The 13,530-nt window shown below is 65.8% G+C and carries 13 protein-coding genes and 1 other RNA gene; 8 read left to right on the top strand and 6 right to left on the bottom strand.

What is annotated here, in order from left to right; translation table 11 throughout:
- The first annotated feature begins 47 nt into the window (after window positions 1-47).
- Window positions 48-1,268 carry a DNA recombination protein RmuC gene (locus XI02_RS03545; protein ID WP_172645957.1) on the top strand — a complete coding sequence of 407 codons (1,221 nt, stop codon included), beginning with the start codon at window positions 48-50 and terminating at the stop codon, window positions 1,266-1,268.
- A gap of 166 nt (window positions 1,269-1,434) precedes the next feature.
- Window positions 1,435-2,811 (top strand): AmpG family muropeptide MFS transporter, encoded by a 1,377-nt coding sequence (locus tag XI02_RS03540; protein WP_069279195.1) that lies wholly within the window; start codon window positions 1,435-1,437, stop codon window positions 2,809-2,811.
- Between the two features lie 263 nt (window positions 2,812-3,074).
- Here XI02_RS03540 and XI02_RS03535 read toward each other — a convergent pair whose 3' ends face one another.
- From XI02_RS03535 to ffs, 5 genes are all read right to left on the bottom strand, one after another.
- Window positions 3,075-3,518: a hypothetical protein gene (locus XI02_RS03535; RefSeq protein WP_370143863.1), complete on the bottom strand. Its 444-nt coding sequence runs from the start codon at window positions 3,516-3,518 to the stop codon at window positions 3,075-3,077.
- 148 nt (window positions 3,519-3,666) lie between these two features.
- Entirely contained in the window at window positions 3,667-4,272 is a 606-nt protein-coding gene (recR, locus tag XI02_RS03530) for a recombination mediator RecR (RefSeq protein ID WP_016848081.1), read from the bottom strand.
- 100 nt (window positions 4,273-4,372) lie between these two features.
- Window positions 4,373-4,693, bottom strand: a complete 321-nt coding sequence (locus tag XI02_RS03525) for a YbaB/EbfC family nucleoid-associated protein (RefSeq protein ID WP_018269493.1) — start codon at window positions 4,691-4,693, stop codon at window positions 4,373-4,375.
- Between the two features lie 23 nt (window positions 4,694-4,716).
- Window positions 4,717-6,558, bottom strand: coding sequence for a DNA polymerase III subunit gamma/tau (locus XI02_RS03520; protein WP_016848079.1), 1,842 nt, complete (start codon window positions 6,556-6,558; stop codon window positions 4,717-4,719).
- Window positions 6,559-6,668: 110 nt separating this feature from the next.
- Window positions 6,669-6,765, bottom strand: an RNA gene (gene ffs / locus XI02_RS03515) — signal recognition particle sRNA small type.
- Window positions 6,766-6,876: 111 nt separating this feature from the next.
- Here ffs and XI02_RS03510 point away from each other — a divergent pair.
- From XI02_RS03510 to XI02_RS03485, 6 genes are all read left to right on the top strand, one after another.
- On the top strand, window positions 6,877-7,296 hold the full coding sequence (locus XI02_RS03510; protein WP_016848078.1) for an HIT domain-containing protein: 420 nt from the start codon (window positions 6,877-6,879) through the stop codon (window positions 7,294-7,296).
- 6 nt (window positions 7,297-7,302) lie between these two features.
- On the top strand, window positions 7,303-8,253 hold the full coding sequence (gene nudC, locus XI02_RS03505) for an NAD(+) diphosphatase (protein WP_016848077.1): 951 nt from the start codon (window positions 7,303-7,305) through the stop codon (window positions 8,251-8,253).
- A 79-nt stretch (window positions 8,254-8,332) separates the two neighbouring features.
- On the top strand, window positions 8,333-9,280 hold the full coding sequence (locus XI02_RS03500) for a sugar kinase (RefSeq protein ID WP_016848076.1): 948 nt from the start codon (window positions 8,333-8,335) through the stop codon (window positions 9,278-9,280).
- Between the two features lie 76 nt (window positions 9,281-9,356).
- Window positions 9,357-9,857: an Lrp/AsnC family transcriptional regulator gene (locus XI02_RS03495; protein WP_016848075.1), complete on the top strand. Its 501-nt coding sequence runs from the start codon at window positions 9,357-9,359 to the stop codon at window positions 9,855-9,857.
- Between the two features lie 151 nt (window positions 9,858-10,008).
- Entirely contained in the window at window positions 10,009-10,320 is a 312-nt protein-coding gene (locus XI02_RS03490) for a hypothetical protein (protein ID WP_244980845.1), read from the top strand.
- Window positions 10,301-11,767 (top strand): methyl-accepting chemotaxis protein, encoded by a 1,467-nt coding sequence (locus XI02_RS03485; RefSeq protein ID WP_172645959.1) that lies wholly within the window; start codon window positions 10,301-10,303, stop codon window positions 11,765-11,767. The genes XI02_RS03490 and XI02_RS03485 overlap by 20 nt, the downstream gene beginning before the upstream one ends.
- A gap of 145 nt (window positions 11,768-11,912) precedes the next feature.
- Here the strand turns inward: XI02_RS03485 and XI02_RS03480 are convergent, their stop codons facing one another.
- Window positions 11,913-13,412: a phosphomannomutase/phosphoglucomutase gene (locus tag XI02_RS03480; protein ID WP_194483371.1), complete on the bottom strand. Its 1,500-nt coding sequence runs from the start codon at window positions 13,410-13,412 to the stop codon at window positions 11,913-11,915.
- Window positions 13,413-13,530 lie beyond the last annotated feature (118 nt).

Raw genomic sequence — 13,530 nt, 5'->3', positions numbered from 1 at the left:
TTCCCTCTTCGTTCGCACCCAACCGCGAATCGGCTACAACTGCCGGCATGAACGAGATTCTCCTGACGATTGGCGACCTTCCGGTCCGTGTCTCCGACGCCTTGATCGGCCTTGGGGCGCTGGCGCTGATCCTGCTGCTCGCCATTGCGGTGGTGATCGCGCGCGCCAGCCGGCGCGGCGCGGAACTCGCGATGGCCCAGGCCATCCGCGCCGACGAGCTGGAGGAGCGGCTCGCCGACATGCTGCGGGCCCAGAGCGAATCCTCCGGCCGGGTCGACGCCAAGGTTGATGCCTTCGCGCAGGCACTGGCCGGCCGCCAGGCCGAGATGGCCCGCGCCGTCAACGAACGGCTCGATTCGGTCACCCACCGGGTCGGCCAGTCGATGGAGCAATCGACCCGCAACACGATGGATTCGCTGCGCGTGCTGCACGAGCGGCTCGGCATCATCGACCACGCGCACAAGAACCTCAACGAGCTCACCACCCAGGTGACGACGCTGCGCGACGTGCTCGCCAACAAGCAATCGCGTGGCGCGTTCGGCCAGGCGCGGATGGAGGCGATCGTCCAGGACGGCATGCCGAAGGGCTCGTTCGAGTTCCAGTACACGCTGACGTCGGGCAAGCGGCCGGACTGCGTCGTGTTCCTGCCCGACCAGCGTCCGCTCTGCATCGACGCGAAATTCCCGCTCGAGGCCATGACCGCGCTGCACGAAGCGCGCAGCGACGAGGAGCGCAAATTCGCCAGCCAGCGGCTGCGCGCCGACGTGCTGAAGCATGTCAGCGACATCGCGGAGAAGTACCTGATCCCGGGCGAGACCCAGGACACCGCGCTGATGTTCGTGCCGTCGGAATCGGTCTATGCCGAGATCCATGACGGCTTCGACGACGTGATCCAGAAGGCCTATCGCGCCCGCGTCGTGCTGGTGTCGCCGTCGCTGCTGATGCTGGCGATCCAGGTGATGCAGCAGATCCTGAAGGACGCCCGCATTCGCGACGCCGCCGACCAGATCCGCAACGAGGTAATGCACTTGGGTGACGACCTCGGCCGCCTGCGCGATCGCGTGCTCAAGCTGCAGACCCATTTCGGCCAGGTGAACGAGGACGTCAGGCAGATCCTGATCTCCGCCGACAAGATCGAGAAACGCGCCGGCCGCATCGAGGAACTCGACTTCAGCAAGTCCGAGACCCCGATCGAGGTCCCCCGCTTCGTCAAAGGCAGCACATCCGACCTGTTCCCCGCCCCCCGCAAGCTGCAGGCGGGGGAGTGATTGTTGTTTCTAGAAGTTGTCCGGCGTGCGCCACCCAATCGATGTCATCGCCCGACTTTATCCCGAAATTGCCGCAGGTGGCGGATAGGCCTCTGGGATACTGGATCGCCCGGTCAAGCCGGGCGATGACAGTCTTTTTGGGGCCGAATCTGCTACCAACTCCTCTATGACAGCACCTGAAGCGACGTCAGACGCGTCTGCAAAGCCGGAGCCGAAGCCCGCCGCCACCTCCTGGCGCGACAGTCTTGCCGTGTACCTGCAGCCGCGGGTGCTGATCGTGCTGCTGCTCGGCTTCTCCTCGGGGCTGCCGCTGGCGCTGTCGGGCTCGACGCTGCAGGTCTGGATGAAGGAGGCCGGGGTCGATCTCGGCACCATCGGGCTGCTGGCGCTGATCGGCACGCCCTACACGCTGAAGTTCCTCTGGGCGCCGCTGGTCGACGCGCTGCACGTGCCGCTGTTCACGCAGATGTTCGGCCGCCGCCGCGGCTGGCTGCTGTTCTCGCAGCTGCTGCTGATCGCGGCGATCCTGGTGCTGGCGCTGGCCGATCCGGCGCGCTCGCCATGGTTCGCGGCGTTCGCCGCGCTGCTGGTCGCAACCGCCTCGTCGACGCAGGACATCGTGGTCGATGCCTTCCGGGTCGAAAGCCTGCCTGAAAGCGAGCAGGCCGCCGGCATGGCGTCGTATGTCGCGGCCTATCGCGTCGGCATGCTGGTCTCGACTGCCGGCGCGCTGTTCATCGTCAGCGGCTTCGAGTCCGCTGGCCTCGCGCGTCCGTCGGCCTGGATGTGGGGCTATGTGGTGATGGCCGCGCTGGTCGTGATCGGCATCGTCACCGCGCTGGCTGCGACCGAGCCGGCGCAATCGAAGGGCGCGGAGGCGGCCACGCACGCGCAGAACGCCGCCGAACGCGTGTTGCACGCCGCGCTCGGCGCGTTCTCCGAGTTCCTCAGCCGCAAGGACGCCTTCGCGGCGCTCGCCTTTGTGGTGCTGTTCAAGTTCACCGACGCGTTTTCAGGCACCATGACCGCGCCGTTCGTGATCGACATCGGCTTTTCCAAGGTCGATTACGCGGCGATCGTGAAGGGCGTCGGCCTCGCCGCAACCCTGATCGGTGGATTTGCCGGCGGCTTCGTGGCGCGGCGCTATTCGCTCGCGACCAGCCTCTGGATCGGCGGCGTGCTGCAGGCGGTCGCCAACCTGTCGTTCTCCTGGCTCGCCCATGTCGGCGTCGATCAATGGGCGCTCGCGCTTGCGATCACCGCGGAGAATTTCACCAGCGCGATCGGCACCGTGATCTTCGTCGCCTATTTGTCGGCACTGTGCCGCAACCCGCTGCACACCGCGACCCAGTACGCGCTGCTGACGGCGCTCGCGGCGGTCGGCCGCACCTATCTGTCGTCGGGCGCGGGCTATGTCGCCAAGGCCGTCGGCTGGCAAGTGTTCTTCGTGATCTGCGTGCTGGTCGCGATCCCGAGCCTGATCCTGCTCGCCTGGCTGCAGCGGCGCGGGCATTTCGACGAGCTGGGGCCGGTGCGGGTTTAGCCCGGCTGTCGTCACCCGCCACCGGTCGCGCACGCGAGCCCGAACTCTCTCCACGTCGTCCTGGCGAAAGCCAGGACCCATAACCACCGCACTTGGTTGTGAAAGGGACTTCTGGCCTCAGCGTCGCGCAATAACCGACAGTTGGGGTAATGGGTCCTGGCTTTCGCCAGGACGACGATGCGGATGGTTCTCGATTCGATGTCAAACAACGCGATGTCATCACCGGCGCATCGGGCCGGGCGATGACATCGCCATTGAGACCCCTACTTCGCCACCACGCTCCACTTGGTGACGATGGCTTCGCTCATCTCGCCGGCGTCCTTGGCGCAGGCGACCTCGTCGACCTTCACCGAGATTGCCTTGCCGGAGAGGCTCTTGAGCTGCGCGGCCTGGGCATCGTTGGTCGGAACGAGCTGGAAGGTTTCCGGCCCGGTTTCGAGATTGCACAGGCCGTTCGGCGGCGGCAGGCGGCGCGGCTCGCTGGTGATCTGGTAGGTCGCGACGCGCTTGCCGCGGTTCTTGGCGTCACGCACCTTCATGACGCCGAGTTCGCCCGACAGCACGTCGCCGGCGTGGATCATCTTACCGGGCTTCTGCGGCGCGTCGGCCTGCTGCGCGATGGCGCAAGGCGCGGCGAACGTTGCCGCCAGAAGCGCAAAGCCCAAACGTACGCCGAACAAGCGTACGCCGAATCGGTGTGCCGTCATTGTCAGTGGTTCCGTATCTTGATTCGTCAGAGCGTGAATGACCGTCCCCGAATCGGCATCCACCCTACCATTTTGTTTCGGTGCGATCTTTTCGGATTGTAACCGATCGCTTGGCGCCCGACGCCGTGCTCGGCGCCGGCATCGCGCGCTAGAACAGCGTCCGCTGCCGCATGGCTGCAGATAGCGTACCTTCATCGAGGTAATCAAGCTCTCCGCCGACCGGCACGCCATGCGCCAGCCGCGTCACCCGCACATTGGCCTCCGACAACAGGTCGGTGATGTAATGCGCGGTGGTCTGGCCATCGACGGTCGCATTGAGCGCCAGGATGATCTCGCTGACCTCGGGCGCATGCGCGCGCGCCACCAGCTGATCGATGGTGAGATCCTGCGGACCGACGCCGTCGAGCGGCGACAGCGTCGCGCCGAGCACGTGATAGCGGCCATTGGTCGCATTGGCGCGTTCCAGCGCCCAGAGGTCGGCGACGTCGGCGACCACGACGATGATCGAGGGATCGCGGCGCGGATCGGTGCACACCGTGCAGGGGTTTTGTGTATCGATGTTTCCGCAGGTCTTGCAGACCTGGATTTTCTCGATAGCCACCTGCAGCGCCGCGGTCAGCGGCGTCATCAGGGCTTCGCGCTTCTTGATCAAATGCAGCGCCGCGCGCCGCGCCGAGCGGGGCCCGAGCCCGGGCAGCCGCGCCAGCAACTGGATCAGGCGTTCAATCTCGGGGCCGGCAACGCTTGCAGCCATTAGAGCATGATCCGGAAAAGTGTGAAGCGGTTCTCCGAAAAGATCATGCTCAAACAGAGAGCCAAAGCATGAAGATGATTCATCTTGATCTCGCCGCGCTTTAAGTCGGACCAAATCCCGGCGGCAGGCCGAGCCCGCCGGTGAGCGCCATCATCTTCTCCTGCATCGCGGTCTCGGCCTTGCGGCGGGCATCGCCATGCGCGGTGACCAGGAGATCCTCGAGCACCTCGCGTTCCTCCGGCTTCATCAGCGACGGATCGATCTTGATGCCCTTCACTTCCATCTTCGCGGTCATGCGCACCGCGACCAGGCCGCCGCCGGAGATGCCTTCGACCTCGACATTGCCGAGTTGTTCCTGCATCTCCTGCATCTTGGATTGCAGCTGCGCTGCCTGCTTCATCATGCCGAGAAAATCAGCCATGCCTGCGTTCCTATCGCCAAATATCAATCGTCGTCGCTGTCGGAAGTTTCAATCGGGTCTTCGCCGGTGGCATCCGCGACCGGAACCTCGGCGGCAAGGCGGCGGACCTCGACCACCTTGGTGCCGGGGAAGCGCGCCAGTACCTCCTGCACGCGCGGATCGGCTTCCGCAGTGCGCTGGTGCTCGCTGCGCGCCAATTCGTTCTGCGAGCGCACCGTGGGCTGGCCGGCCTCGTTGGAGATGATCACGGTCCAGCGCCGCCCGGTCCATAGTTCGAGCTTGCGCGACAGATCGGTGACGAGCGCGCGTTGCGCCTTCGGCTCGAGGGCGATCTCGAGCTGGCCGTCCTCGATACGCACCAGCCGCACATCGGCCTCCAGCGCGCTCTTCATCATGATGTCGCGCTTCTCGCCGGCGAGCGCGATCAGCTGCGGAAAGCTTGATATCCGGAGCGCCGGCGCGGCATCGCCGGCGGGCGCCACCATCTGCGGACGCGCGGCGAAATCGGCGCGCGGCGCGGCCTGCGGCGCGCGCACCGGTGGGGATGACATCGCAGGCATTGCCGAGGATGGTGTGCCGCGCGACGGTTGCGAGGCGGCGGATCCCGACGCCGCGGGCGCAGCGCCGCCGCCATTCTGCTCGATCATCCGGATCGCTTCATCCGGCGTCGGCAGGTCGGCGACATAGGCAATCCGCACCAGCACCATCTCGGCGGCCGCGGCCGGACGCGTCGCGGTCTGCACCTCGGCGATGCCCTTGAGCAGCATCTGCCACATCCGCGACAGCACCCGCATCGACAGCTTGGCGGCGAATTCACGCGCGCGCACCCGCTCGGTCTCGCCGAACGCGACATTGTCTGCCGTCCCCGGCACGACCTTCACGCGGGTGACGAAATTGACGAACTCGGCCAGGTCGGACAGCACCACCACCGGATCGGCGCCGACGTCATATTGCGCGCGGAATTCGGCGAAGGCGCCGGCGAGATCGCCGCGCGCCAGCTGTTCGAACAGGTCGATCACGCGGGTGCGGTCGGCGAGGCCGAGCATCTGCCTGACCGCGTCGGCCTTCACATTGCCCGCGGCATGCGCGATCGCCTGGTCGAACAGCGACAGCGAGTCGCGCACCGATCCCTCAGCCGCGCGCGCGATGATGCCGAGCGCCTCGGGCTCGACCTCGACGCCTTCCTTGGCCGCGATGTTGCCGAGATGCTTCATCAGCACGTCGGCTTCGACGCGGCGCAGGTCGAAGCGCTGGCAGCGCGACAGCACCGTGATCGGAACCTTGCGGATTTCGGTGGTGGCGAACACGAACTTGGCGTGCTCCGGCGGCTCCTCCAGCGTCTTGAGGAAGGCGTTGAACGCCGCCGTCGACAGCATGTGGACTTCGTCGATGATGTAGACCTTGTAGCGCGCGCTGGCCGGCGCGTAGCGCACGCTGTCGTTGATCTGGCGGACATCGTCGACGCCGGTGTGGGAGGCGGCGTCCATCTCCAGCACGTCCATGTGCCGGCTTTCCATGATCGCCTGGCAGTGGATGCCAAGATCGGGCATGTGGATGGTCGGCCCCTGCACCGAGCCGTCCGGCTTGGCGTAGTTCAGCGCGCGGGCGAGGATGCGCGCGGTGGTGGTCTTGCCGACCCCGCGGACGCCGGTCAGGATCCAGGCCTGCGGAATCCGCCCGGTCTCGAACGCGTTCGAGACCGTGCGCACCATGGCCTCCTGGCCGATCAGATCCTCGAAGCTGGAGGGGCGGTATTTGCGGGCGAGAACGCGGTAGGGTTTTGCAGCGTCGGACGCGCCGCCAAGGTCGAGGCCGCTCTGGCCTGCGCCGTCGGGCTTATCGGAGGGGGCGCCAGCGTCGTTCATGCGTCGATCCGCAACTTGGATTTCTCTTGCAGCCGGCGTGCGGATAGGAGCCAAAATCGAGCGCCGGGCGCGGAGACCGCCATTCCAGCGCGATTCGCTCGGAAAAACAGGTAGGAGACTGACGAGCGACCCGATCCGGACCTCGTTAGGGCTGCTTCCTTCCGGACCTGACCCGGTTGGCGAGTGGCTCGTCCACCGCCAATCTCCCGGTCCCTATTTGGGGCCAAAACCGCCGGAAAGCAAGCGGCCTGACCCGGCTTTGTAAGGCTGGCTTTGCGGGGCTTGTCTGGGAACACGGAAAGGCATTATTTGCCCCCCATGTCCGCCTCCAACTGGTCGCTGCATTCGCAGCTCAAGAAAGACACCATCGACATCGGCGACCTGCCGCTGTGCAAGGTGCTGGTCATCAAGGATGCGCATTATCCGTGGCTGCTGCTGGTGCCGCGGCGCGACGGCGCGGTCGAGATCATCGACCTCGACGAAGTCGCGCAGGCGCAGCTGATGACGGAAATCACCCGCGTCTCGCGGGCCCTGAAAGAGGTCACCAAGTGCGACAAGCTGAATGTCGCCGCGCTCGGCAACCTCGTCCCGCAGCTCCACGTCCACGTCATCGCGCGCCGCACCAGCGACGCTGCATGGCCGCGTCCCGTTTGGGGCGTGATGCCGCCGCTGGCGCATGACGCCGAGGAAGTGCAGAATTTCATCAGCGCGCTTCGCCGCAAGATCTGGTTGGGTTGAGATTCAATGTCCGCATTCGATTCATTTCCGCTCGGCCAGCCGGCCTTCGTCACCCACGTGCTGGACCGCGCCGCGCATCTGCGCAGCAATGACGAGAAGCTGTTCGCGCTGGAAGGGCACCGCGAAGCTAGAGCCTATGTGATCTATCGCGACTCGCTGGTCGTGAAGCAGGAGGACGGCGGCGCCCGCGCACTGCTCTCGCTGGAGGAAGCCCGCAGCTTTGGCGCCAATCCCGGCACGATTTTCCTGGGGCTGCGCGACGCCGCGCCGATCTTCGGCATGGGGATCGCGCCGCAGGCGGCCGAGAAGCTGGTCGGACGCAGCGACGTCGCGATCACCGAATTGCGCGGCATGGCGATGCAGGGCGTGGTGCCGCCCGAGCAGCTCTCGGCCATCGCAATGGCGAAATCGATGGTGACCTGGCATCAGCGCCACGGCTTCTGCGCCAATTGCGGCACCCGCACGGCGATGAAGGATGGCGGCTGGAAGCGCGAATGCCCGAGCTGCAAGGCCGAGCACTTTCCGCGCACCGACCCGGTCGTGATCATGCTGGTCACCTACGGCGACAAGGTGCTGCTGGGACGACAGAAGCAGTTCATGCCCGGCATGTATTCCTGCCTCGCCGGGTTCGTGGAAGCCGCCGAGACCATCGAGGACGCCGTGCGGCGCGAGATTTTCGAGGAGTCCGGCATCCGCTGCACCGACGTCAATTACTACATGACGCAACCCTGGCCCTATCCATCATCGCTGATGATCGGCTGCACCGCGCGCGCGACCAACGAGGACATCGTGGTCGACCGCACCGAGCTGGAGGACGCGCGCTGGTTCGACCATGCCGAGGCGTCGCTGATGCTGAAGCGCCAGCATCCCGACGGGCTCGCCGGCCCGCATCCGTTCGCGATTGCCCATCATCTGCTCGGCCGCTGGGTGCACCACCAGAACCCGTTGGACAAATAGCGGGAACCGGACATCGTTCTGCCGATTAAAGCTGGACAATAGGTCTGGCAGTAACGGAACCATTGCGACGGATCCCCGCATGAATTTTCAGGACGGCGCCCCGAAAGTCCCGCCCCGCATCCTCTGCATCGGCCTGCCGGTGCGCGACCTGACCTTTCGCGTCAGCGTCCCGGCGCGCGGCTCCAAGGAGAACGCGACGCATTTCGACGAGATCTGCGGCGGCAATGCGCTGAACGCCGCGATCGGCATCGTCCGGCTGGGCGGCCGCGCTTCGATCTGCGGACCGATGGGCGATTCGCAGGAGACCTCGAGCCGCTACATCTTCGACAAGCTCGCCCAGGAAGGCATCGAGACCAATCATCTGATCCACATGCCGAACCTGGTCACCCCGATCTCGGCGATCATGATCGACGACAGCGGCGAGCGCACCATCGTCACCTTCCGCGATCCCGAGCTCTGGAAGGTCAAGCTGCCGCCGACCGAGCTGTTGCTGGAGGATTGCGCGGCGATCCTGACCGAGAGCCGCTGCGCGCCGTTCTGCACCGAGCTTTGCGCGGAGGCGGTCAAACGCGGCATTCCGGTAGTGGTCGACGTCGACCGCGCGATGTCGATGCGGGAGGGGCTGCTCACCGCATCGTCCCATCTGGTGTTCTCCAGCGAGCCGCTGCAGGAGACCGCCGACGTCACCGACGACGGCCAAGCGCTGCACAAGCTCGCCAAGCTCACCCCCTCCTTCCTGGCCGGCACCCGCGGGCCGATGGGCACGATCTGGCTCAACGAGAACGGCGAGCTCGAGGAAACCCCGGCCTTCCCGGTCCATACCGTCGACACGCTCGGGGCCGGCGACGTCTTCCACGGGGCGTTTGCCCTTGCCATCACCGAGAAACAGCCGCTGCGCGACGCGCTGCGGTTCGCCTCGGCCGCTGCAGCGCTGAAATGCACCCGCTTCGGGGGTGCTTATGCCGCACCGCAACGTACTGAAGTTGAAGAGTTTTTGGGTCAGCACGCCGACGCCAAGCCGGCCTGAGCCGCCACGAATCGCTTGATTTGGAAGATTCTTCTCTATATGAGGGATATTGAACCTTCATATGGAACTTTCTTCTATGACCGATGTCGCCATTCAGCTTCATGACAACAGCCGCCGCCTCGACGCGATCGATCGCAAGATTCTGACCGTGTTGCAGGAGGATGCGTCGCTCTCCGTCGCCGAGATCGGCGACCGGGTCGGACTGTCGTCGACGCCGTGCTGGAAGCGCATCCAGCGGCTCGAGGCCGACGGCGTGATCCTGCGCCGCGTGGCGCTGGTCGACCAGAACAAGATCGGCCTCGGGATTTCGGTGTTCGTCTCGGTCGAGAGCGCCGACCATTCGGAAGCCTGGCTGCGCAAATTCGCCGACGCCGTCAGCGCCATGCCCGAGGTGATGGAGTTCTACCGGATGGCCGGCGACGTCGACTACATGCTGCGCGTCGTGGTCGCGGACATGCAGGCCTACGACGTGTTCTACAAGAAGCTGATCAGCGCCGTGCCGCTGAAGAACGTCACCTCGCGCTTCGCGATGGAGAAGATCAAGTCGGTGACGGCGCTGCCGGTGCCCGCGGCGTAAGCGCGCCGCACATCCCGCACGTTACGCTCCCAGGTAGTTGACCGGTTCGGCATTTACCTGAAGTTAGCGCCGGCAGCGGTATCCTGCTGCGATGGAGCCGGGGGAGATCATCCCAGCGAAACGACCGCCTGCCTGGCTGGGCGCGGCTGCATTGCTGATCGCGAGCTGGATCGCGGTCGCAACGCTGTCGCTAAAGGTGCGTGCGGGCAGCGACGTGGTGGCCGTGGCCTTTCCGCCATGGTGGCGCGCCGAGCGCGTGCTGCTGGCCGCAGCAACCGCCGATGCGTCGCTCGTTCGGATGACCGCGATCCCGGCCCTGCTGGTGGTGCGGCCTGACCCAAGTGGCGGGCTGAACCGGCTGTACGAGGCCGGCGCCTTGCTGACCATGGATCCGCAGGCGATCGCCGGCTGCTTCAGGGCGGATGACGATCTGGGGGCTGGGGATGACCTTCGAAGGCGATGACATGGCCGCCCTGCGCAAGATGGCCAGCAAGATTCTGCTCGTGGTGCTGTGGCTGCACGTTCCGATCGCGATCATCGTCGGCGTGACGCTGCATGCCGACTGGCTGATGCCGGCCGGCTTCATGGTCGCGATGGCGCTGGCCGCGACATTGTCGTGGCGCGTGTCGGGGAACGGCGTTTCGACACGCCTGATCGTTGCGGTGGCCCTGATGGCCGGCGTGTCGATGCTGGTCTACCAGTTCGCCGGCCACCGCTGGCAGGTCGACATGCACATGTATTTCTTCGCCGCGCTGGCGTGCCTCGTCGCCTATTGCGACTATCGGCCGATCGTCGCCGGCACTGCGGCGGTTGCCCTGCATCACCTGACGCTGAATTTCATCCTGCCGGCCGCGATCTATCCCGGCGGCGCCGATTTCGGTCGCGTCGTTCTCCACGCCGTGATCCTGCTGATCGAGGCCGGCGTGCTGATCTGGCTCGCGCACACGCTTGCCGAACTGTTCAGGGCGTCGGCGCAGAAGGCGGCGGAGGCCGAGGCCGCCGGTGCCGCCGAAGCGCGCGCCAACGCCGAGCGCATCGAGGCCGAACGAGCCAAGCAAGATCGCGATGCCGCGCGGCGCGAGCTCGCCGCCGGCTTCGAGCGCAAGATCGGCGAGGTCGTCGAGGCCGTCGCGGTGGCGGCCGGCGCGATGCAGGACCTGTCGGCAACGATGAACGGCAGCAATGCGGAAACCATCCGCCAGGCCACCGCCGCCGCCTCGGCATCGACGCTGGCGTCGAGCAACGTGGAAACCGTCGCGTCCGCGACCGAGGAGCTGACGGCGTCGATCAACAACATCGCCGAGCAGGTGACGCGCTCGGCGCGGATCGCCGCCAAGGCCGCCGACGAGGCACGCCGCACCAACGGCGTCGTCGAAGGGCTTGCCGCCGGCACCCAGAAGATCGGCGAGGTGGTGACGCTGATCCAGAGCATCGCCAGCCAGACCAATCTGCTCGCCCTGAACGCAACCATCGAAGCGGCGCGCGCCGGCGAGCATGGCCGCGGATTCGCCGTGGTCGCGAGCGAGGTCAAGGCACTCGCCAACCAGACCGCCAAGGCGACCGAGGAGATTTCGGCCCAGATCCAGGATATCCAGAGCGCGACCGGCGCGGCCGTCAGCGCGATCGGCACCATCGGCACCACGATCGCGGAAATCGACCAGGTCTCCGGCGAGATCGCGGCGGCTGTCGATCAGCAGGGCGCGGCGACCCGCGAGATCTCCAGCAATTTGCAGCAGGCCGCCGATCGCACGCGGGATGTCAACAAGGGCATCCTCAACGTCAACCGCGCCTCCGAACAGGCCGGCAGCGCGACCGCACAACTGCTCGATGCGGCGAACGGCCTGTCGTCGCAATCGGAGTGGCTGAAGACCGAGCTGGACCGCTTCCTGGCCTCGCTGCGGGCGGCGTGAGCACCACCTCCTGAGCTGTCATCGCCCGGCTTGACCGGGCGATCCAGTACGCCGCAGCCTCTCGGCTCAATCACGACCGTCTCTGGAATACTGGATCACCCGCTTTCGCGGGTGATGACACCATTCTTCGCGGCAAGCACCCAGCTCAGATCTTCTGATTGTATTCGCCGACTTCTGGGTGCGTGCGGAGCACCGAATCCATCGCCTCGAACATGTCGTGCATGCGCCGCTCGCTGACCGGGCTTTCCACCACGACCACGAGCTCCGGCTTGTTCGAGGACGCGCGCACCAGGCCCCAGCTGCCGTCCTCGACCGTGACGCGCACGCCGTTGACGGTGACGAGGTCGCGGATGCTCTGGCCCGCGACCTTCCCGCCGTTCTGCTGCAACGCCTCGAAGTGCTTCACGACGGCGTCGACGACGCCGTACTTCGCCTCGTCGGCGCAATGCGGCGACATGGTCGGCGACGACCAGGTCTTCGGCAACGCGTTCTTGAGGTCGGCCATCGACTTGCCGGGGGCGCGATCGAGCATTTCGCAGATCGCGATCGCCGACACCAGGCCGTCGTCATAACCGCGGCCGAACGGCTTGTTGAAGAAGAAGTGGCCCGACTTCTCGAAGCCGGCGAGCGCGCCCAGCTCATTGGTGCGCCGCTTCATGTAGGAATGCCCGGTCTTCCAGTAGACCGTCTTTGCACCCTGCTTCTGCAATACCGGATCGGTCACGAACAGCCCGGTCGACTTCACGTCGACGACGAACTGCGCGTTGGCGTTGATCGCCGACATGTCGCGCGCCAGCATGACGCCGACCTTGTCGGCAAAGATCTCCTCGCCGGTGTTGTCGACCACGCCGCAGCGATCTCCGTCACCATCGAAGCCGAGTCCGACATCGGCCTTGTGCGCCAGCACCGCGTCGCGGATCGCGTGTAGCATCTCCATGTCTTCCGGATTCGGATTGTATTTCGGGAAGGTGTGATCGAGCTCGGTGTCGAGCGGGATCACCTCGCAGCCGATCGCCTCCAGCACCTGCGGCGCGAACGCGCCCGCGGTGCCGTTGCCGCAGGCCGCGACGACCTTCAGCCTGCGCTTCAGCTTCGGCCGGCTGGTGAGGTCGGCGATGTAGCGCGCCGGATAATTCTCGTGGAATTGATAGGAGCCGCCGGCCTTGTTGTTGAATTCGGCGTTGAGCACGATTGCCTTCAGCCGCGAGATCTCGTCGGGACCGAAGGTGAGCGGACGGTTGGCGCCCATCTTGACGCCGGTCCAGCCATTGTCGTTGTGCGAGGCGGTGACCATGGCGACGCAGGGCACGTCGAGATCGAACTGCGCGAAATAGGCCATCGGCGTCACCGCGAGCCCGATGTCGTGCACCTTGCAGCCCGCCGCCATCAGGCCTGAGATCAGCGCGTATTTGATCGAAGCGGAATAGCCGCGGAAATCGTGACCGGTGACGATCTCTTGGCGGACGCCGAGCTCAGCGATCAGCGCGCCGAGCCCCATGCCCAGCGCCTGCACGCCCATCAGGTTGATTTCCTTGTTGAACAGCCAGCGCGCGTCGTACTCGCGAAACCCGGTCGGCTTCACCATCGGCTCGGATTCGAAGGCATAGGTGTTCGGGACCAGCGCGGATTTCGGCTTCGGAAACATGGGTCGGCCTTATGGTCGCATGCAGAAAGACATCGCCGCAGCCTTTAGCGAATGCGCAGGCCGAGCGAAAGGTGAGACTGGGGCTGGGGGCCGAAAATTGCGGCAGAAATGGCGGCGG

The organism is Bradyrhizobium sp. CCBAU 21365, assembly GCF_015291305.1.
Classification (GTDB): Bacteria; Pseudomonadota; Alphaproteobacteria; order Rhizobiales; family Xanthobacteraceae; genus Bradyrhizobium; species Bradyrhizobium elkanii.
The sequence above is the reverse complement of the archived record's forward strand: the minus strand, read 5'-3'. Positions and strand labels throughout refer to the sequence as shown.

What these genes read in the sequence shown, in the direction of transcription:
- XI02_RS03480 (WP_194483371.1), bottom strand. Translation starts at nt 13,412, where the DNA reads ATGTTTCCGAAGCCGAAATCCGCGCTGGTCCCGAACACCTATGCCTTC.
- recR (WP_016848081.1), bottom strand. Translation starts at nt 4,272, where the DNA reads ATGGCTGCAAGCGTTGCCGGCCCCGAGATTGAACGCCTGATCCAGTTG.
- XI02_RS03520 (WP_016848079.1), bottom strand. Translation starts at nt 6,558, where the DNA reads ATGAACGACGCTGGCGCCCCCTCCGATAAGCCCGACGGCGCAGGCCAG.
- nudC (WP_016848077.1), top strand. Translation starts at nt 7,303, where the DNA reads ATGTCCGCATTCGATTCATTTCCGCTCGGCCAGCCGGCCTTCGTCACC.
- XI02_RS03525 (WP_018269493.1), bottom strand. Translation starts at nt 4,693, where the DNA reads ATGGCTGATTTTCTCGGCATGATGAAGCAGGCAGCGCAGCTGCAATCC.
- XI02_RS03495 (WP_016848075.1), top strand. Translation starts at nt 9,357, where the DNA reads ATGACCGATGTCGCCATTCAGCTTCATGACAACAGCCGCCGCCTCGAC.
- XI02_RS03510 (WP_016848078.1), top strand. Translation starts at nt 6,877, where the DNA reads ATGTCCGCCTCCAACTGGTCGCTGCATTCGCAGCTCAAGAAAGACACC.
- XI02_RS03485 (WP_172645959.1), top strand. Translation starts at nt 10,301, where the DNA reads ATGACCTTCGAAGGCGATGACATGGCCGCCCTGCGCAAGATGGCCAGC.
- XI02_RS03540 (WP_069279195.1), top strand. Translation starts at nt 1,435, where the DNA reads ATGACAGCACCTGAAGCGACGTCAGACGCGTCTGCAAAGCCGGAGCCG.
- XI02_RS03535 (WP_370143863.1), bottom strand. Translation starts at nt 3,518, where the DNA reads ATGACGGCACACCGATTCGGCGTACGCTTGTTCGGCGTACGTTTGGGC.
- XI02_RS03500 (WP_016848076.1), top strand. Translation starts at nt 8,333, where the DNA reads ATGAATTTTCAGGACGGCGCCCCGAAAGTCCCGCCCCGCATCCTCTGC.
- XI02_RS03545 (WP_172645957.1), top strand. Translation starts at nt 48, where the DNA reads ATGAACGAGATTCTCCTGACGATTGGCGACCTTCCGGTCCGTGTCTCC.